At 41.2% G+C, this 19,932-nt stretch carries 17 protein-coding genes and 4 riboswitches; of the genes, 3 read left to right on the top strand and 14 right to left on the bottom strand.

The features are described 5' to 3' along the window. Positions 1–260 precede the first annotated feature (260 nt). From C0966_RS00425 to C0966_RS00360, 14 genes are all read right to left on the bottom strand, one after another. Positions 261–1,505 carry a homoserine dehydrogenase gene (locus C0966_RS00425; protein ID WP_274853183.1) on the bottom strand — a complete coding sequence of 415 codons (1,245 nt, stop codon included), beginning with the start codon at positions 1,503–1,505 and terminating at the stop codon, positions 261–263. A 149-nt stretch (positions 1,506–1,654) separates the two neighbouring features. Continuing rightward, on the bottom strand, positions 1,655–3,376 hold the full coding sequence (gene acsA / locus C0966_RS00420; protein WP_274853181.1) for an acetate--CoA ligase: 1,722 nt from the start codon (positions 3,374–3,376) through the stop codon (positions 1,655–1,657). Between the two features lie 13 nt (positions 3,377–3,389). After that, positions 3,390–4,118 carry an ABC transporter ATP-binding protein gene (locus C0966_RS00415; RefSeq protein WP_274853180.1) on the bottom strand — a complete coding sequence of 243 codons (729 nt, stop codon included), beginning with the start codon at positions 4,116–4,118 and terminating at the stop codon, positions 3,390–3,392. Between the two features lie 13 nt (positions 4,119–4,131). Next, positions 4,132–4,968: an ABC transporter permease gene (locus tag C0966_RS00410; RefSeq protein ID WP_274853178.1), complete on the bottom strand. Its 837-nt coding sequence runs from the start codon at positions 4,966–4,968 to the stop codon at positions 4,132–4,134. A 57-nt stretch (positions 4,969–5,025) separates the two neighbouring features. Beyond that, entirely contained in the window at positions 5,026–6,006 is a 981-nt protein-coding gene (locus C0966_RS00405; protein ID WP_274853177.1) for an aliphatic sulfonate ABC transporter substrate-binding protein, read from the bottom strand. Positions 6,007–6,037: 31 nt separating this feature from the next. Further along, entirely contained in the window at positions 6,038–7,837 is a 1,800-nt protein-coding gene (locus C0966_RS00400; RefSeq protein WP_274853176.1) for a PLP-dependent aspartate aminotransferase family protein, read from the bottom strand. Between the two features lie 132 nt (positions 7,838–7,969). Beyond that, positions 7,970–8,080: riboswitch (SAM riboswitch) on the bottom strand. 99 nt (positions 8,081–8,179) lie between these two features. Next, positions 8,180–9,322, bottom strand: coding sequence for a trans-sulfuration enzyme family protein (locus C0966_RS00395; protein ID WP_274853175.1), 1,143 nt, complete (start codon positions 9,320–9,322; stop codon positions 8,180–8,182). Positions 9,323–9,491: 169 nt separating this feature from the next. Continuing rightward, a riboswitch (SAM riboswitch) is annotated at positions 9,492–9,597 on the bottom strand. A gap of 120 nt (positions 9,598–9,717) precedes the next feature. Continuing rightward, a complete protein-coding gene (locus C0966_RS00390) occupies positions 9,718–9,852 on the bottom strand; it encodes a hypothetical protein (RefSeq protein WP_274853174.1) in 135 nt (44 codons plus the stop codon). A 326-nt stretch (positions 9,853–10,178) separates the two neighbouring features. Next, the gene (locus C0966_RS00385; protein ID WP_274853173.1) at positions 10,179–11,339 is read right to left on the bottom strand and encodes a DEAD/DEAH box helicase; all 1,161 of its coding nucleotides are present in this window, start codon (positions 11,337–11,339) and stop codon (positions 10,179–10,181) included. A gap of 119 nt (positions 11,340–11,458) precedes the next feature. Then, a complete protein-coding gene (gene thiE, locus C0966_RS00380) occupies positions 11,459–12,130 on the bottom strand; it encodes a thiamine phosphate synthase (protein WP_274853172.1) in 672 nt (223 codons plus the stop codon). Positions 12,131–12,134: 4 nt separating this feature from the next. Beyond that, positions 12,135–12,950 (bottom strand): bifunctional hydroxymethylpyrimidine kinase/phosphomethylpyrimidine kinase, encoded by an 816-nt coding sequence (thiD, locus tag C0966_RS00375; protein ID WP_274853171.1) that lies wholly within the window; start codon positions 12,948–12,950, stop codon positions 12,135–12,137. A gap of 15 nt (positions 12,951–12,965) precedes the next feature. Further along, positions 12,966–13,772 (bottom strand): hydroxyethylthiazole kinase, encoded by an 807-nt coding sequence (thiM, locus tag C0966_RS00370; protein WP_274853170.1) that lies wholly within the window; start codon positions 13,770–13,772, stop codon positions 12,966–12,968. Between the two features lie 219 nt (positions 13,773–13,991). Further along, a riboswitch (TPP riboswitch) is annotated at positions 13,992–14,101 on the bottom strand. A gap of 202 nt (positions 14,102–14,303) precedes the next feature. Continuing rightward, a complete protein-coding gene (locus C0966_RS00365) occupies positions 14,304–14,975 on the bottom strand; it encodes a response regulator (protein WP_274853169.1) in 672 nt (223 codons plus the stop codon). Beyond that, on the bottom strand, positions 14,972–16,576 hold the full coding sequence (locus C0966_RS00360; protein WP_274855684.1) for an ATP-binding protein: 1,605 nt from the start codon (positions 16,574–16,576) through the stop codon (positions 14,972–14,974). The genes C0966_RS00365 and C0966_RS00360 overlap by 4 nt, the downstream gene beginning before the upstream one ends. Before the next feature lie 222 nt (positions 16,577–16,798). Here C0966_RS00360 and C0966_RS00355 point away from each other — a divergent pair, with 222 nt between their 5' ends. The 3 genes from C0966_RS00355 to C0966_RS00345 all read left to right on the top strand — a co-directional run bounded on the left by C0966_RS00355 (position 16,799) and on the right by C0966_RS00345 (position 19,925). Beyond that, positions 16,799–17,845, top strand: coding sequence for a DctP family TRAP transporter solute-binding subunit (locus C0966_RS00355; protein ID WP_425535928.1), 1,047 nt, complete (start codon positions 16,799–16,801; stop codon positions 17,843–17,845). 156 nt (positions 17,846–18,001) lie between these two features. Next, positions 18,002–19,273, top strand: a complete 1,272-nt coding sequence (locus tag C0966_RS00350; RefSeq protein WP_274853167.1) for a dicarboxylate/amino acid:cation symporter — start codon at positions 18,002–18,004, stop codon at positions 19,271–19,273. A gap of 217 nt (positions 19,274–19,490) precedes the next feature. Beyond that, positions 19,491–19,568: riboswitch (glycine riboswitch) on the top strand. 81 nt (positions 19,569–19,649) lie between these two features. Continuing rightward, complete coding sequence (locus tag C0966_RS00345; RefSeq protein WP_003350963.1) at positions 19,650–19,925, top strand: ACT domain-containing protein; 276 nt, start codon at positions 19,650–19,652, stop codon at positions 19,923–19,925. The last annotated feature ends 7 nt before the right edge of the window (positions 19,926–19,932 follow it).

The following is a 19,932-nucleotide window of genomic DNA, read 5'->3' as shown; positions in this document are numbered from 1 at the left end:
AAAGGGAGGGATTTTTATAGTTATATTATGGATTACCACAATTGGATTTGTCATTTGCTTAGGGATAGTTGGCGGAGTCCATTTCTACTTTGTACGGCAAGCATTAAACGTGGAAGATTCAATTAAAGTGGACCTTTTACCTGAAGAGGAAGATCACACGAAGAAATCATAGGTTAGCAAAAAACTAATTGTAAAATCATAATTGGCATGTTCGTTAAAAAACAATCAGGCTGGCCAATAGTAAGGGCCAGCCATATGTTTTATGAACCAATGATAGAATGTTTCGCTGTAGAATAAGGGATTTCCTCAGCATTTGAAAAAGTAAACTCCCCTAACAGCTGATAAACGGTGATGCCTTTTATTTGATTCTGAAAATTTTCAATGCTTTCTTCCTTTGCCAAAACTAACAAGGTTTTCGAATTTATTTCCCCTATTATTTCGAGGGAATCAGGGATTTCAAACTTGTTCACTTCCCCATATAGCACCCAAGTCAGCAGAGGTTTATGCGTGAAAATTTCGTGATCTGCACCTTCTTCAGGCCGTGCACGTTCAGCCTCTAATTGAATTAAATCTTCAACGATGGCACTAGCTGTGGGAAACATTCCTGCACCTGGGCCTTGCAGACTGATATTCCCAACAATGTCTGCATCAATGGATACAGCATTTTGGACATCTTCGACATGAAATAATGGATGGCTGGATGAAACGAGCACAGGTTTAACTGAACAATGAATCCCTTTTGCCGTTTTTTCCAGTGTTGCTACATGTTTAAACCTCAGACCTAATTTAGAAAAAAGCTCAATTTGCTCAAGAGTGATACTTGAAATCCCTTGTTTCTGAACTGTTTCCCAATCCGGCTGTTTCCCATATATCACTTCACTCAAAATCATGGCTTTGTAAAAAGCATCAAAGCCTTCAACATCGTTAGTCGGATCTGCTTCTGCATACCCTTTTTCCTGAGCGAGCGAAAGGGCATCAGAAAACGAAAGACCTTCCTCCCGCATTTTTGTTAAAATAAAATTTGAAGTCCCATTTAAAATTCCATCAACTTTTTTGATATGATTTACGCTCAAAAGCTTCCTTAACGTTTGAATTACAGGAATTCCTCCGGCAACGGTCGCTTCAAATCCTACAGAAACACCGTGTTTTTCCGCAAGCGAAAGAAGCTCTCTTCCATAGTGTGCAAACATTTGCTTATTTGCCGTAATTATGTGGCAGCCTCTTTTAATTGCTTGTGAAAGATACGAAAATCCCGGCTCCTTGCCGACAATCGCGTCAATTACGACATCAAGCTTAGGAAGATTGATAATATCCTCAAATTTGTTTGTCAATATCACATCTTGATCAGGCAGCTTATGCTTTTCAAGATTCTTAACAAGAACAGCCTCAATCTTCACTTCTTTCCCCAGTATTGCTTTGAATCGGTTTTGATGTGTTTTAATAGTCTGATAAACTCCCTTTCCGACTGTGCCGTAGCCTAAGAGTGCAATATGAATGGTTGACATTCTTTCATCTCCCTTGTAATTCCTGTTTTTCATGCTGTTTTGATCAAACCATTTATAAAATCGGCCAGGAACTTGCGATGATCCGCTAATGATAGATTCCGCTCTGTCTATTCCCAACTTTTTTGATTTATATGAAGTGAAGACAATTTTTACGTTGATCGGCCCTGGCTCATTTTTTGCAACTCTCGTGCTTTCAACTCTCTTCTTAAAATTTTACCGCTGATTTTTGTTTTCGGGAGTGAATCGACAATTTCGATCTCACGAGGAGCTGCATGGGCTGCGAGATTCTGCTTTACAAATTTAATAATCTCTTCAAGCAATTGATTGTCCGCTTGATACCCTTTCCTGAGAACAATAAATGCTTTTACAATCTCTCCGCGCAGAGGATCAGGCTTTCCAATCACTGCTGCTTCGGCAATTGCCGGATGTTCGATTAGCTTGCTTTCAACTTCAAACGGACCGATCCGCTCACCGGAAGAATTGATCATGTCATCGCTTCGGCCTTGGAAGAAGATATAACCGTCTTCATCCATAACAGCAAGATCTCCGGAAACATACCAGCCTGAAAACGGAAAATAGGATTGGTACTTTTGTTCATTTTTCCAAACTTCCTTCATAATTGAGGGCCATGGAGCCTTTATGGCAAGATGGCCGACTTCACCGGGAGGAAGCGGTACTCCATTGTCATCTAAAACCGCCGCTTCAATGCCGGGGAACGGACGACCCATCGAACCAGGCTTAATCGTTTCCGATGGCAAATTCACGATTAACTGTGCACCTGTCTCTGTCATCCACCATGTATCATGAATCCGCAATCCGAGAGTTTCTTTACCCCAGTAAATAACCTCAGGATTCAGCGGTTCTCCAACGCTTAAAATATGGCGTAGTGAACTCAAATCATATTGTTTCTGGACAGCTTCTCCTTCAGCCATCAGCATTCGGAAAGCGGTCGGTGCACTGTACCAAACCGATACTTTCGCTTTTTCAATTGTTCTATACCATGAGTGAGCATTAAATCTTCCTCCATTCACAACAATGGTTGCACGATTGAGCCATGGAGCAAAAATTCCGTAAACGGTGCCGGTCACCCAGCCGGGATGAGCTGTACACCAATAAATATCATCTTCCTTTAGGTCAAGCACCCATTTGCCAGTTTGGTATTGTTGAATCATCGCGCGGTGCGCATGTACGATACCCTTTGGCTTCCCAGTCGATCCGCTTGTATAATGGATATTTAGTCCTGCTTCTAAATCGACCCATTCAATGATATTTTCCTCACGAACTGTATTTTCAAGTTCTGCTTGAAGGGAGATTTCGCCTTCTCTGCAATGTTCCGGTCCGCCTGTAATAAAAATTTTTTCTAAAGAAGGAAGCTTATGTTTTGGAACCCGTTTCCCAAGAATATGGTCTGTTATTAAAAATTTACCTTCACAATCGGAAATTCTGTCTTTCACGGCTTCTTCCATAAATGCCTCAAACAACGGGCCTGCAATCGCCCCGATTTTAATGGCGGCGATCATCGTCAAATAACAATCCGGGTGTTTAGGAAGAAAAATAAAGACAATATCTCCTTTTTTCACCCCGTGCTTTTTCAAAACAGTTGCCAGATGGTCTGTTTTTTCCTTAACTTCGCGAAAAGAAAGTTTATACTCTTCATCACCGTTCAAATAATAAAGAGCAGTTTTTTCTCCATAACCTTCCACAACATGCCTGTCGATGCATTCATAGGCCATATTAACAAGTCCTGTTTGTTTCCAGCTGAAGTGTTTTTCTACTTCTGACCAATCAAAATGGCTGTATGTTTGCTGATAGTCTTTTAGGTTGTAATCCCCTATTTCTGGGGGCAAATGGTACCGATTTAAAACAGTCATGGGAAAAACTCCTTTATGAATTCGTTGATAAATCTAAAAGATTAATAATTTTTTCTTTTAATTGGCCTAAATAAGCGTCTCCTCTTGTACGGGGCCGTTTCTGTTCAATCGTTAACATGTCGAAGATTTCACCTGGCTGTCCGCGGAGAATGATAATTCTGTCACATAAATAGAGAGCCTCATCTACATCATGAGTGACTAGCAGCATCGTAGATTGGTACTGCTCCCAGATTGACAGGAGCAAATCCTGGAGCTGCATTTTTGTAAAAGCGTCCAATGCACTAAATGGCTCATCAAGCAGCAATATTTCCGGAGCGGTGACAAGGGCTCTTGCAATAGCTACCCGCTGGGCCATCCCGCCGGAAAGATCTTTCGGATAATGATTTTCGAAGCCAGCTAAACCTACCAAAGAGATATATTTTTTAGCTATTTCTATCTTTTGTTCATTATTATTAAGACCGAATGCGACATTATCAATGACATTCAGCCATGGAAGAAGCCTTGGTTCCTGAAAGATGATACCAATCTTTTCATGGACAGAACGGACAATGTCGCCGTAAATTTTAACAGTGCCTGCGTATCCTTCATCAAGGCCTGATAAAACACGCAGAAGTGTGCTTTTTCCGCAGCCGCTTGTTCCGAGGATTCCGATAATCTCTCCCTTTTGCACGGTTAGATTAATGTTTTTAAAGCCTGTTTCACCATTTGCAAACGTTCTGGAAACATTTTCGATAGCCAGCATATTTTTCATTCCTTTACGTTTTTTTCGTAAATGTATCTTGCCAGTGAAGGGCTTTTACTTCCAGGCTTTTTAACAGAGAGTCTGTTAGTTTTCCTAAAATCGCAAACAAGACAATGCTTGAAATAATAAGTTCAGGCGAATACGTATTCTGCCCGTACACAAGCAAATACCCGATCCCTTTACTTGCTCCCATTAACTCAGCTGCTACAACAAACATCCAGCCCAGTCCAAGGCCGCTGCGTATTCCGACTAAAAATGAAGGCAGCGAAGCAGGCAAAATGATTTTGCGAATTAATTGCCACGAGTTGAAATTATAAACCTTGCCAACTTCAATCAGTTTCCGGTCCACACCTTGAATGCCGGAAACAATATTTAAATAAACAGGGAAAAATACTCCGACTGCGATCAAAACAATTTTTGAAGACTCGCCGATTCCCATCCATAAAATAAACAGCGGCACCCACGCTAAAGATGGAATAGAGCGGAAAGCCTGAATCAACGGATCAATCAAGCTTTCTACTGTTTTAAAATAACCTGCGGACGCCCCAAGTAACACAGCGGCAGTGACTCCAATTAGAAATCCAAAAATCAGTCGATATAATGTGATTCCGAGATGGCTCCATAAAGTTCCATCCTGAAACATTCCTGCAATTGTATCAAGGATAGCAGTTGGAGCAGGAAGTAAATGCTGCGGGAAAACCCCGATTTTGCTTAGATACTCCCAAGCAATCACCAATCCTAGAGGGACAATGGTTCCATAAACGGCCGCTTTTATTTTTGGCTGAATCGATAAATTTTTTTTCTCTTTAACAGGAATATGTGTCGTGACGGTTGTGTACTTGCTATTCATTTGAATGATCCCCCTTTCTGAAAGGAGCTGCTTTTTAAAGCTGCATCTTGTATTGCTTTATTTAATTACTTCTTCGGCAAACTTCGGATTAATGAGTTCGTCGACAAGCGAATCAACTTTTGCGTCTCCTTTGATGATGTCATCCTTTTGCAATACTTTTCCGGCCGATTTTAGTGCCTGCTTTTGCTCCTCTCCAGGCACCGGGTTAGAAAAATCAGTCCGCTCAAGCTGTTTTTTCGCCACGTCAAGGCTGATTTGCGCTTCTTTTGACAGAATTTCCGCCGTTTTATCAGGGTTTTCCAATGCCCACTTTCTGGCTTTCTCATAAACTTCAATGACTTTCTTGACGTAGTCAGGGTATTTTTTGGCAAATTCGCTGCGAACATTTAATGTTCCGTATGTGTTAAAATCTGCGTTTCTATAAAAAAGCTTTGTATCAGCTTCAAGTTCCATTCTTGCCATATGAGGGTCAAGCCCTGCCCAAGCATCCACCTGTTTTGTCGTCAATGCACTTGCGCCGTCACTGTGCTGGAGATTTACGATTTGTACATCTGAAGCAGAAAGTCCCGCTTCATCCAATGCTCTTAAAAGAAAAATGTATGGGTCTGTACCAACGGTTGCAGCTACTTTTTTTCCCTTCAAATCACTAACTGACTGAATTGAAGAATCCTTATTCGTTACAAGCGCCGTCCATTCAGGCTTGGAAAAAATATAAACCGATTCAATTGGTGCTCCTTTTGCTTTTGCCATTAAGGCTGCTGCTCCTGCTGTTGAACCGAAATCCACGCTTTTGCTGTTTAAAAACTCAAGCGCCTTGTTGCTGCCTTGGCTAAGAACATATTCCACTTTAATACCTTCTTTTTCAAAGACTTCTTCAGCCCAGCCAAACTCTTTCAAAATAAGGCTCGTCGGGGAATAGTAAGCATAATCAAGCACAATTTTTTCAGGTTTTTCTCCTTTTGCACCCGTGCTGTTCGAGCAGCCGGCAACTCCGAACAATAGCAGCAATCCTGCCAATATTCCAAACCATTTCTTCATCTCATTAGTCTCCTCTCTTCTCTCCTAATCTTTAAATCTCGCATGCATAAGTGACAATTGTTCCTCGGAGGCGCTGCGCTTCTTTATACGTACAGCGATTATGAACAACCTCGAGTCCTGCTTCTTTTGCAATTTCCACTGCTTTTGGTGAAATAACGCCTTCCTGAAGCCAGAAAACTTTTGGCTGAACTTCTGCCGCTTCTTTTGCAATCTCAATTGCTGCCTCTGGGCTGCGGAAGATTTGCACAATGTCAATCTTAAATGGAACTGATTTTAAATCAGGATATGCTTGTTCTCCAAGTACTTCTGTTTCTCTCGGATTGACCGGAACAATTTTATATCCAAGCCGCTTCATTTTCCGTGCCAATCGATTGCTCGGACGCCCCGGGTTGCTGCTTAAACCGACAATTGCCAGCGTTTTTGGCCGCTGTATTTCTTTCCCATCAACAACTTCCCGGACAAATGGCGATTGGAGCGCCCAGCGGATAACCCCCTCGTCATTTACTGCCGTATCTCCTTTTTCAGCACCCTTTGAAGAAATTCCGGTCGCCTGATAAAAAGCCTGGTCTAAATCATTTATCAGATCACGAACCGATTCAAGCCCAACAGACAAACGGATCAATTCTTCACTGACACCTGTTTTCTTAAGATCTTCTGCACTCAACTGCTGATGTGTCGTTGAAGCCGGATGTATAATGAGTGACTTCGCGTCCCCGACATTAGCAACATGGGACCATAAAGCTATATGGTCGATTACTTTTTTACCCGCTTCCCGGCCGCCTTTAATTCCGAAATTCACAATTGAACCAAAGCCGTTTCTCAAGTATTTTTTCGCAAGTTCGTGAGCAGGGTGGTCTTCCAGGCCAGGGTATGATACCCACTCTACTGCCGGATGAGATTTCAAAAATTGAGCAACCTTTAACGCATTTTCAGTATGTTTTTCCATCCGAAGATGAAGCGTTTCAAGCCCTTGCAGCAACAGGAATGCATTTTGCGGGCTTAAGCAAGAACCAAAGTCCCTTAACAGCTGAACTCTCAGCTTTGTACTAAAGGCTAACGTTCCAAAATCATTTGCATATCTGATGCCGTTGTAGCTTGGATCAGGTTCTGTGAATCCAGGGAATTTTCCGTTATTCCAGTTGAAGCGCCCCCCATCAATAACAAGGCCGCCAATCGCTGTACCGTGTCCGCCAATCCATTTAGTTGCCGAGTGAACGACAATATCAGCTCCCCATTGAATCGGTTTGCAAATGTATGGGGTGGCAAACGTATTATCTATTATCAATGGAATTCCATTTTCATGCGCAATCTCTGCCACCGCTTCAATATCTAAAACATGAAGGCTCGGATTTCCGATAATCTCTCCATATAGAGCTTTCGTTTTTGGTGTAATCGCTTTGCGGAAATTTTCCGGATCTTTTGGATCGACAAAATGAACATTAATTCCGTATTTCGGAAGTGTAACGGCGAATAAATTATATGTACCACCGTAAAGATTGGATGCTGCAACAATTTCATCACCTGCCTGAGCAATATTCATAATGGATAAAGCAATTGCTGCCATTCCTGATGAAGTGGCAACTGCTGCTACTCCGTCTTCAAGCAGGGCAATTCTCTTTTCGAGGACATCGACTGTTGGATTTCCTATTCTTGAATAAATGTTTCCAGGTTCATCGAGCGAAAATAAGCTCTGGGCATGTTCGGTGTTATGAAATACATATGAGGTTGTTTGGTAAATCGGAACAGCCCGAGAACCGGTTGTTGGATCCGGTGATTGCCCTCCATGTAAAAGAATCGTCTCTACATCGTACGTATCATATTGTTTTGCCATTGTTTTTTCCTCCTAAATATAATTATTTTTATTGGTTTAGTAGGTTTAATACTTACATTTATTTGTGTTTTTTTACTATTCCGAAATCTATTTACGAAAAAACCCCCTCTTCATAAGAAGAGGGGGTTCCTCCTCTTATCTTTCAGACAATGAATTGTCTGCAGGAATTGGCACCTTTTCAAGCATTGCTTGAAGGTTGCCGGACTTCATCGGGCCTGATCCCTCCGTCACTCTTGATAAGAGATTGCTGATATTCTAATTTTAATCAATTAAAATATTAATTCGTTAACTTTATAAAGGATTATAATTTAGTTTATGAATCAAGTCAAACATAATTTTTCATTAAACAGAATTTTCAATCGCTTTTTCGAACACTTGAATGATGTCTTCCGGATGTTCAATTCCGACTGATATACGGACAACTTCTTTCGTGATTCCTAATGCTTCTCTTGCTTTAGGAGGCAGAGCACGGTGGGAAGTTGACATCGGATGTGAAACAGTCGTTTCCACTCCGGCAAGCGTCGGAATAATTTTCACCCAAGAAAGTGCACGGAAAAACTTATTTACATCCACTATTTTCGATAGCTCGATTGTGACGATCGCCCCAAAGCCTTCTTCTGAATGGTCAAAAGGATAGTATACTTTAGCCACATTTTCATTTGTCTTTAGAGCTTCGGCCAGCTTCCTGGCATTCTGAGACTGGCTTTTCATTCTTAAAGCGAGAGTTTTCAATCCACGGCATGTAAGCCACGCTTCAAACGGACTGACATTCGCACCGAGATTCACCACTTTTTTCCGTGCTTTGGCAACCATCTCTTCTTTGCCGACAACCACACCGGCCGTAATATCACTGTGTCCGCCAATATATTTTGTCGCACTATGAATAACTAAATCTGCCCCTAGTTTATAAGGATTGCAATGGTAAGGAGATGCAAATGTGTTATCAACAATTGTGACAAGATTGTACTTTTTGGCAAGATCCACAACAGCTTCAAGATTTTCAACTCTCAACAGCGGATTCGTAATTGACTCTGTGTAAAGGAGCTTTGTATTAGACTGAATCGCCTGTTCAACCTGTTGAAGGTCTGAAAATGGTACAAAAGTGGTCTCAATTCCAAGTTGGTTCAATTCATTTTTTAATAAATGAAAGCTTCCTCCATACAGGTCATCTGCAGCAACAATGTGATCACCGCTCTTAACTGCTGACAGCACCCCGGCAAGAATCGCTGAAATCCCGGAAGATGTCGCAACACCTGCTGGAGCCCCCTCGATAGCTGCCACTGCTTCACCGAGTTCATCAGTATTCGGATTGCCCGTACGGGTATATAAGTAGTTGCCTTCTCCCTTGTAATATCGTTCAAGATCATTAAGATCGTCAAACGTAAACGCGGAAGTTTGATAAATCGGGGTAACTTTACTTTTGATCGGGAGTTTTTGTTTTTTTACACTGTGCAATAAATTCGTTTCAAACCTCTCCGTCAACATTTCCACCTTCTTCAAAAAAATTGAAACTTTATCGAGGCTCATATTATGTAGAACAAATCAGATCCAAGCGCCCGTTACCTTCCACCTATATAGGTGAGGAACTACGGGTGATTAGAACATGATAATAAAAAACCTCTTCACAAAGAAGAGGCGTAAAGTTCATATCCTCCTCTTATCTTCCAGAACTTCTGTCTGCAGGATTTGGCACCTTTGCAATGAACCATGCAGGTTGCCGGGCTTCACAGGGCCTGTCCCTCCGCCTCTCCTGATAAGAGTATAATTTCTAAAATTCATAATATTAGCTGGAGTATAACAAAAAACGAGTTGATTCGTCAACTGGGTTTTTAAGATTAAAAGAGGTCCGTTTGAACGAATCCTCTTTCGGTGCCCATCAGTTAATCCTCGGGATTGTTTTGATTTTTTTTGTTTTTTGGTGAAGTAAATTCGACCAACTCTTCACTCGGATTGTTTCCTTTTTTCGCATTGTTGTTTCTTTGTGCGTTTGCATTTGCCGGTTTTGTACGTCCCATTGCAGCTCGACTCCTTTACTAATTTTCAAAAGTAGTATTGGTTTTTCGTTTGTTTATTATTCCCGGCAAGCGTTTCCTAATTAAGTGATCTTTTTGCTTCCGTTCCTTGTCATAGCAATATTTTTGCTTCGCTGTAAAGCAGATTCCGTAAAATATATAAAAGCGATTTTTTCGATATTACAGCGATTCTTTCAATTTAATTGCGATTTTTCGGATATTATTGCGATTATTTTAATTTAACTGCGATAATTCGGGTATTATTGCGATTTTTTCTATTTTACAGCGATTCGTTCACTTCGCCATAAAAAAGCTAGGCGCCTTGCTGCCTAGCTTTTCATTTCTTTTTTCGCATGATCGTCGGTTATTGCTCCTTTATAAAAGACTTTTTTATGAACAGGTATTTTCAACTCTTTAGCGAATTTCTTTAATTCCCGCTCTTCCCTGTCTGTCACAAACGAAATGACAGTGCCGCTTTCGCCAAATCTACCGGTTCTCCCTGAACGGTGCACGTACTGGTTCAAGTCTTTCGGAAAGTCGAAATGAATCACATGTGTAATCCCTTTAATATCAAGGCCTCTCGCTGCCACAACCGTTGCCAGCAGTAAATTACTTTCTCCTGTCCGGAAATTTTTTAATGCTTTTTGGCGTTCGATTTTATTCATCTCACTGTGCAATTTCTCTGCTTGGAGTTCTTTGTAGTGAAGTTTTTCTGCAAGCACCTGTAAGTTGCCGATATCCTTAACAAAAACAAGTGCTTTTATCCCTTTTAGCCGTGCGGCTTTCTCCAGTAATTTGATCTTATCTCGCTGCTCCGAAACAAAATAAATATGTTCAACATTCGAGGAGCCGATTGTTTCATCCTTTTTCACGCGAATGACTTCAGGATCGTTTGCAAGATCCTTTGCCGCTTCTTCTGTTTTGGATGCAAGTGTTGCTGAAAAAAGTGCGATCTGCCGGTCACTTAACGTTGTTTTAATGATATTTTTAACGGTATCGGCATGTTCAGGAATAAGAAGCTGGTCGCCTTCATCAAGAACGACCATCTTTACTTCATGCATTTTCAGCTTTTTCTGTTTGATTAGTTCAAATGTACGCCCCGGTGTGCCAATCACAACATGAGGATTTTTCTTTAATTTTTCAAGCTGCCGCTTCAAGTTGGCTCCCCCAATAAAGGAAGCGCCTCTTATTCCGCTTCCTTCAGACCACTTTTGGAATTCACCTAAAATTTGCATTACAAGTTCCTGAGAGGGAGCCAAAATCACAGCTTGTACGCTTTTTTTATTCGGATCGATTTTATGAAGCAAAGGCAGCAAATAGCTAAGTGTTTTTCCCGTTCCAGTCGGGGATTCTGCTATCACATCTTTTCCTTGTAAAATAAGCGGAATCGCCTGCTTTTGGATTGATGTTGGATTTTCAAAGCCTGATTTATTCCATGCTTCTTGTATAAACGGTTGTAATGTTGCAATGATTGATTGTTTTTCTGACATGTAGGATCTCCTTATGAATATTTTATAAAGAGTATTATTCCACATCTTTTTCAATATCGAAAGGAAGAGTTTAAAAAAGAGTGCCTTATAAAAAGCACTCTTTCCTCGAACTTAAGAATTTATTTTTGCAATCCGGCTAAAGAAACTACTGCTTCTTTAATTTGCTTTGTGCTTTCCAGAGGAGAAGCGGCCATGCTGATGGCAGATATGACAGAGACGCCATCAGCACCGGCTGCGACAACTTGTGCGGCATTCTTGGCATTTATACCGCCAATCCCGACTGCCGGGATGTCGATTCGCTTCTCTCGAAGTAAACGGAGCATGGCGGTGCCCTGTACTTGTTTAGCATCTTTTTTTGTTTCTGTCGGGAAGATAGGGCCAATGCCGACATAATCAGCGCCCGCTTGAATTGCAGCCTGCACTTCTTCGAGATTGTGAGCGGAGACGCCGAGGATTTTATTGCCGATTTTTTGCCGGACAGAATCTGCGGATTCATCCTCCTGGCCAATATGGACCCCATCGGCATCCAATTCAATTGCCAGGCCGACATCGTCATTTACAATAAATGGCACACCGTGTTTTTTGCAAATGCTTTGAACTTTCTTGGCAAAATCTTTTTTCTGTTCTCCGGTCAAAGCTCCGTTTCCTTTTTCGCGGAACTGAAACAAAGTCGCCCCTCCCCGAAGGGCTTCCGTTACAACTTCAAGAGGATCTTTTAGACAATTGTTGCTCCCCATTATAAAATAAACTTTTAACAGCTCCCGCATATTCTCTTTTGAAATTCCAGCCATGATATCACCTTTTTTCAGATACTAGTTTTTGCCGGTAAGCCCAGTGATTTGTCGGCCCGTGTCCTAGTCCGATTCCCAGTTGATTTTCAATTGCGGCAGCGATAAAATCTTTTGCTGTTTGGACTGCATTTTGTACCGTATTTCCCTTAGCCAGTTCAGCAGCAATCGCTGCAGCAAACGTACAGCCGGTTCCATGTGTGTTCTTAGTTTCAATTTTTTTGCTTTTAAAATAGTAAAACTCCCGACCGTCATATAACACATCAACCGCTTCACTCGCGTTTTCGTGTCCGCCTTTAATGACAACATTTCTGGCTCCCAGTTCAAAAATATACTTCGCTGCCTCAAAGCGGTCTTCAATCGTTTCAATTTTGATTCCTGTTATTGCTTCTGCTTCCGGAATATTTGGGGTAACAACTTCCGCAAGCGGGAGCAAGCGATTTTTCAAAGCGCTGATCGCTTCATTTTGCAATAACGGTGCTCCTCCTTTTGCTATCATAACCGGATCGACAACAACATTTTTCCAGCCGAATTTTTTGATTTTGCCGGCAACAGCCTCAATGATTTCACTGTTGAACAGCATGCCTGTTTTCACTGCATCGGCGCCAAGATCTGTACCTATCGATTCGATCTGTTGTTCAACAGCCTGAACGGAAAGCGGGTAAACACCTTGAACCCCTAAAGTGTTCTGGGCCGTAACAGCTGTTATGGCAGACATGCCAAAAACTTCTAGTTCCTGAAAAGTTTTTAAATCGGCTTGGATCCCGGCTCCGCCTCCGCTGTCCGAACCGGCAATCGTTAAAGCTTTGTGTACTTTTTTCATAGATTCTGGCCTCCTTTACACTCGTTCAACCGAAGCTAAGTTTCTTATATCATCAGATGAAAGTTTGGCTAACTGGTTTAAAAATTCAATTTGAAAACTGCATGGTCCTTTGTCAGATGTTTTATCAGCCGCGATTTCAGCTGCCACTCCATAGCAGGCTAATGCAGCGGCAGAAGCTTCTAATAGGTTTTTTTCTACGGCAGAAAAGGCGCCGATAATTGAAGTCAGCAGACACCCTGTACCAGTAACCTTAGTTAAAATTGGATGTCCGTTACGGATGAGGTATGTCGTTTCACCGTCGGAAGCTACATCCTCCTTTCCTGTAACAGCAATGGTTGTTCCCAATTGTCTGGCAGCTTTTTTGGTCAGTTCGATAACATCTCCATTGCCTTCCCCTGCATCAACGCCTTTAATAAACCAGTTTTCACCGATCACATTTGCAACTTCTGCAGCGTTGCCCCTGATGACGGAAATTTTGAGATCATTGACAATTTTCTTCGCTACAGCTGTCCTGTAAGGGGTAGCTCCCGCTCCGACAGGATCTAAAATGACTGGAACGCCTTTTTCATTTGCCGCCTTTCCGGCGAACATCATTGCCTCGACGGTCTTAGGATTCAGCGTGCCGATATTTAAAACAAGTGCTCCTGCTATGTTCGCAATATCCGAAACTTCTTCTTTTGCGGCTGCCATGAACGGGGAAGCTCCTAATGCCAACAAGCCGTTCGCAGTAAAATTCGCGACGACAATATTCGTTATGTTATGTACGAGCGGATTCGCTTTTCTCACTTTCTCAAGTGAAGCAGCAATGGTTTCAGTATTCATCTTGATCAAGCACCCTTTCTAGCAAGTTAGAGGAAAATCACCTGATGAGCCGCCAGCAAATAATATGAACAATCCGTTTTGAGTTTTTGAATTTCTTATTTTGCTTTTTTCCTATACGTTTTGCAAATGGAAGATTGCCTCTAATAGCGAAAAAGACACTCTGCGTAAGCAAAGTGTCTCTAAATAGACTGATAGGATCATGTAAAATTTACAGCCGAAAATATCCTCAGCACTTTTCCCTACGCTGGCATTATCCAACAGGTTCAAACGGTCTGCGACGGAATAGCCGCACTCTCAGCCTGCTTCCGCGGGCTCCCGTAAACTATTCAATTTAATTCTAAGTCTACTCCTCCACCCTCAAAAATGCAAGTAAAGGAATAGGCGGGAGGAAAGGATATGAGGGGTCTGGCCCTCGATACGTTAACGCGGTGAAGCGGTGAGGGTCTGGCCCGCACCACGTTAATGCGGTGAAGCGGTGAGGGTCTGGCCCGCACCACGTTAATGCGGTGAAGCAGTGAGGGAGCCTGGCCACTATTTGTTTAGTTTGTATCGGTTTATTGGCCGGCCAATGCCGCCGTATTGGAAATCGATTTGGACATGCCCGCATTTTTCAAGGTAATCGAGATAGCGTCTCGCCGTTACTCTGGCGATCCCCACCCCTTCAGCGACTTCCTCTGCTGAAATCGGCACTTTTGTTTCCGCCAGGAATTTCGAAATCTTTGTAAGCGTCAAGGCATTCAACCCCTTTGGCAGATCAAAAGTATTGCCCTGTTCTTTGCGGAAAAAGAATTCATCTAGTTCCTGTTGGGAAATCCTCTCTTTTTCATCAAACTTCATTCGAAAAGACCGGTAATTTTCCAGTGCTTTTTTGATCCGTTCAAATTTAAATGGCTTCACAATATAATCAAACGCTCCGTGCTGTAAAAACGAGCGGACTGTTTCCATGTCGCTGGCTGCTGTAATCGGAATAATATCCACATTTATCCTTTCCGTCCTGATCACCTGAAGAGTCTGGAGCCCATCCTGCTGGGGCATATACACATCAATGATCACAAGCTCCGGTTTCTTCGATCGAACCAAATTTATACCCTCTAAGCCGTTTGATGCCACTCCGACCACTTTAAAGCTGTCGACTTTCTCAATAAATTGCCGATTTACTTCCTGTACCATAGGATCATCTTCTATCAACACGACTTTGATCACCCTTCTGCCCCCTTTTGTTCAGTATACATTGAAAATGTTATCGAAAATGATGTTCCCTTTCCTACCGATGACTCTAAAAGAATATCCCCTTTCCCTTTTTCAACAACCTGCTTTACTAAATATAATCCGATTCCTCGTCCGGTCTCAGACTTGGTAGAATATCCCTGGTCAAAAATAAACGGCTGGACATGTTCAGGTATGCCGCTTCCATTGTCTTCTACTAATATACATAGTAACTGATCGTTTTGCTGAATTCTTACATAAACTTCTTTATCATCATTCATCACATTTTTAAAAGAATCAAATGCATTCTCAATTAAATTCCCCAAAATTAACACAAAATCATGATGGTCCATAAATGGCGGAAACTGTTTCAAAGAACTATGGCGGTCAATTGTAACTTGAATGCCAAGTTCTTTACCGCGGCTGACTTTACTAAGCAACAAACCGGTAAGGCTGTCATCATGAATGTTTTTGCTTAAAAAACGAGTCAGCTCTTCTTGCTCCTCCGTTATTTCAAAAACATATTCGAGCGCTTTTTCCTTATTTCCCAGTTGAATTAATCCCGCTATCGTATGAAGCTTATTCATATGCTCGTGGTTTTGGACACGCAATGCGTTTACAAAAGCTTTAACCCCCGTTAATTCTTCCGCCAGTTTTTTTACTTGAGTACGGTCCTGGAAGATAGCAATCGCCCCAACTGTTTTATTATTCACCTTAATTGGAATCCTGTTGCTGACAATTGCCAAATTCCGGATCTGCAAATCTTTATTATAAATTGGCTTTTCTAATTCTATGATTTCAGGAAGACGTGTATCAGGGAGGACATCCCGTATCTTTTTCCCGACAACATCCCCATCAATTCCCAGCATCTCTTTAGCCTTTTTATTAAAAATCGTAATCGTTTCTTCCATATCAATCGCTATGATTCCTTCATGCATGGCATTAAATGTTTCGGTCCGTTCCACAAGCAGCCTGGCAATTTCATGCGGTTCAAGCTGAAACATTTGCTTTTTAATATGCCGCGCCAGAAGCCATGCACCCCATCCACCGAAAAATAATGCAAGCACACCCGTCCAGACTATTTGTTTTTTGAGTGATAACAATGTCTCAAAAAAGCTCGGGATCTTATACCCTGCAATAACCACGCCTATTTGTTCATGATCCTTGTTCATCACAGGTGTAAATGCACGGATGACCGTTCCAATTTCACCCTTTGCTTTCGACGTATAGGAATGTTCTGCAAAAGCAGGCCCTTCGTCAGCACCTTCAGATATCGTTCCGACCATTCCTTTAACCGGGTGAGTCAAACGCATCCGATCCATATTGAGTACCGTTATATAGTCTGCATTATTGATCATCCGAATTTTCTCAACAATTAAAGAAAGGGATTCTGACCGTGCACCACCCTGCGAGATATTTTCTGAAACTTCCGGAAGCTCTGCAACAGTCCTTGCTGTCAGCATGGCTTGTTCTTTTAATTCATTTTCTTCTGCTTTGATAAATTCTCTTACTAAAAAAATTCCAAGTAGAAATAAAGAGAGGCCCAGCAAAAAAAATATTAACCCCGTAATTTTCCAGCGAATCGACATACGCCTAATGATGAACGACCATCTCTCTTTTTCAAACTTCATTCACATTGTTCCATGTTCATTATTTTAATAATAATCTTGAAAAAATGGTATGATGGAACCAAAAACAAAAATACACATTACATGCCCTCTTCTACAATTGGTGGAGCTTTATCATTTCTCTTGAAAAAATATGGTCTTATAGAGATGAGAGTCTACTAACGTTTAACGCGATAAAATAATAACTGGGTGATCAATTTGAGATGGTTTATTATTACAAGCTGCATAACAGTTTTTATATTAATGATCTTTTTAGTTTATGAAAATGAGAGATTCGGAAGCAAAATTCCTGAAGACGATGAGCAGAAAGGATTGAAGGAACAAATTGTTATTCGCTTAAGCCACGTAGTTTCCGAAAATACACCTAAAGGACTCGCGGCGCAAAAGTTTGCTGAGTTAGTTCAGAAAAAAACAAACGGCAAGGTAAAAGTAGAAGTGTACGCAAACGGTTTTCTTTATCCTGATGGCGAAGAACTGGACGCCTTAGAGCGTGGAGAGATTCAAATGGCAGCTCCAAGCTTTACAAAAATGACGAATATTGTTCCTGAATGGAAAGTATTGGATTTACCATTCCTTTTTCGCGATGATAAACATGTAAAATTCGTTTTTACAGGTGAAATTGGCCGAGAAATGCTGAATATGTTAGACGAAAAATCAATGAAAGCACTCGCTTTTTGGAGCAATGGCTTTAAGCAAATGACAAGCAGAAAAAAGCCATTGCTAAAGGTTTCAGATTTTAAAGGACAGACGTTCCGGGTCATGTCTGGAGAAGTGCTGGAGAGACAATTTCAAATGCTTGGCGCAGAAGCTGTAGCCACCCCTTTTAACGAAGTATATAGTACATTGGAAAATCAGAAAGTGGACGGCCAAGAGAATACGATCTCTAATATTTATTCCAAAAGCTTATATAAACATCAAAAAAATCTTACTCTGAGCAATCATGGCTATCTTGGTTATGCAGTCATTATAAATGAAGATTTTTGGAATGAGCTTTCTCCATCAATTCAGGATAAAATAAAAGAAGCGCTCGATGAAACGACAGTCTGGATTTTAAATGAATCCAGTCAGATGAATAAAAAACAGCTAAAGGAACTAAAAAACAAGTCTGATTTAAAAATCTATGATTTGCCTCCCGAAGCTAAGGAACGATGGATCGAGAAATTCAAACCTTTATATGAAGAAGTTGAACAAGAGGTAGGATCAGACATGATTGAAAAAATTAAAGAGGCTGGAGATTAAAAGGACACGATCAATCGTGTTCTTTTTTTGGCTCCGAAATTTCGACCAAAATGAACAAAAAGAACAATATAACCATAAAAACTTATTTTCTTAATTGTCTGCTAATATTGAATAAACAAATTCCGAAAGCGCTAACATTAACATAAGGAGGATGAAATGGTGAAATCTAAAAATCTATTAAATAACTTAACGGTAAGAGTCATTATCGGGATTATACTCGGTATTATAGTCGGTTTTCTTTTCCCTGAGTACGGTGAAAAATTAAAGGTTTTAGCTGATGTTTTTATTAAATTAATCAAAATGGTGATTGCGCCGATTATCTTTTTCACGGTTGCTATTGGAATTGGCAGCATAGGCGACCTTAAGAAAGTTGGCCGAATCGGCGGAAAAGCGCTGATTTATTTTGAAATTGTAACAACGTTTGCGCTTGCTATCGGCATCATTGTAGTCAATCTAGTAAAGCCTGGTGTAGGTTTTAATACAAGTGCTGTTGAAGGCGGGAACATTTCTGAATATACTAAGCAAGCGGAAGCAACAAGCCACGGTGCTATCGAGTTTTTAGTGGGTATTATTCCCGATAATATCGTTGCAGCCATGGCAAAAGGTGAATTACTTCCAATTTTATTCTTTGCCGTCCTGTTCGGGATTTCCATGTCAGCAATGGGCGAAAAAGCCAAGCCTGTTGTCACTCTCTTCGAAAAATTAACGGATGTTTTCTTCGGAATAGTAAATATGATTATGAAAGTTTCTCCAATTGCTGCATTTGGAGCAATGGCGTTTACTATCGGAAAGTTTGGCCTCGGTTCATTATTTTTACTTGGAAAATTAATGGGTTCCGTATATATTACGATGTTCCTGTTTATCGTCCTCGTATTGGGTGGGATTGCGAAATTTTACAAGTTTAATATTTTTAAATTTTTGGCTTATATTAAGGAAGAAATCTTGCTTGTACTAGGAACATCTTCATCTGAATCCGCTCTTCCAAAATTGATGGAAAAATTAGAAAAATATGGTTGTTCAAAGTCGGTAGTCGGACTTGTCGTTCCGACAGGATATTCCTTCAACCTAGACGGTACGTCGATCTATCTTTCCATGGCTGCAATTTTTATCGCTCAGGCTTATGGAATCGATTTAACGATCTGGCAAGAGCTTACCCTTCTTGGAGTATTAATGCTGACTTCTAAAGGGGCTGCCGGTGTAACCGGATCTGGATTCATTACCTTGGCTGCTACCCTAGCCGCTTTCCCAATGATTCCGGTTGAAGGAATTGCGTTATTGCTCGGTGTTGACCGATTCATGTCAGAAGCCCGTGCAATTACCAACTTAATCGGAAACGGAGTTGCTACAGTGGTAGTGTCCAAAATGGAAAACGAATTTCATGCGCCACTCGAAACAGTAGCAGCAAATACAAAACAAAAAGCAGTATAAAAGCAGGGGCCAGAGGGTTGGCCCCTATTCCGCATTAAAGCATTAACGTATTGAGGGTCTGGCCCGCGCTGCTTTAAAGCGTTAATGCGTTGAGGGTCTGGCCCGCGCTGCGTTATTGCGGTAAAATTTTTATTGACCGAACCGGCATTATACTGATACTATCTTTATAATTAACTTAATAAAGCAGGCGATGAAGGTTGTGGGTAAAACTATAACTGGAGCAGCTTCTGGAGAGACCGCACGATTGCGGCGCCGAAGGATTCACAATCTCAGGCAAAAGGACAGAAGAGTGGAAAACTGCACTCTTCTTATTTGTTGAGATTGGATGAATCATCCAATCTTTTTTGTTATTACAAAAAGTGAAGAGGTGGAGTTTATGGAAAAAAGACGTGCTGTTGTAAGTGTTATCGGGAAAGACCAGGTTGGTATTATTGCGAAAGTGACGACGATTCTCGCCGAGAATAGAATTAATATTCTCGACATTAGCCAGACGATCCTTCAGGAATTTTTTACGATGATGATGATAGTTGATGTTTCCGGAATCGAAAATTTAGATACATTACGCACGCAATTCAATGATCTGGGAGATGAAATGGGTTTAAAAATAAATATTCAACTTGAAGAAATTTTTCAGGCAATGCATCGGATATAACTTTTAA

Source organism: Bacillus methanolicus (assembly GCF_028888695.1).
Lineage (GTDB): Bacteria > Bacillota > Bacilli > Bacillales > Cytobacillaceae > Bacillus_Z > Bacillus_Z methanolicus_B.
The sequence above is the reverse complement of the archived record's forward strand: the minus strand, read 5'-3'. Positions and strand labels throughout refer to the sequence as shown.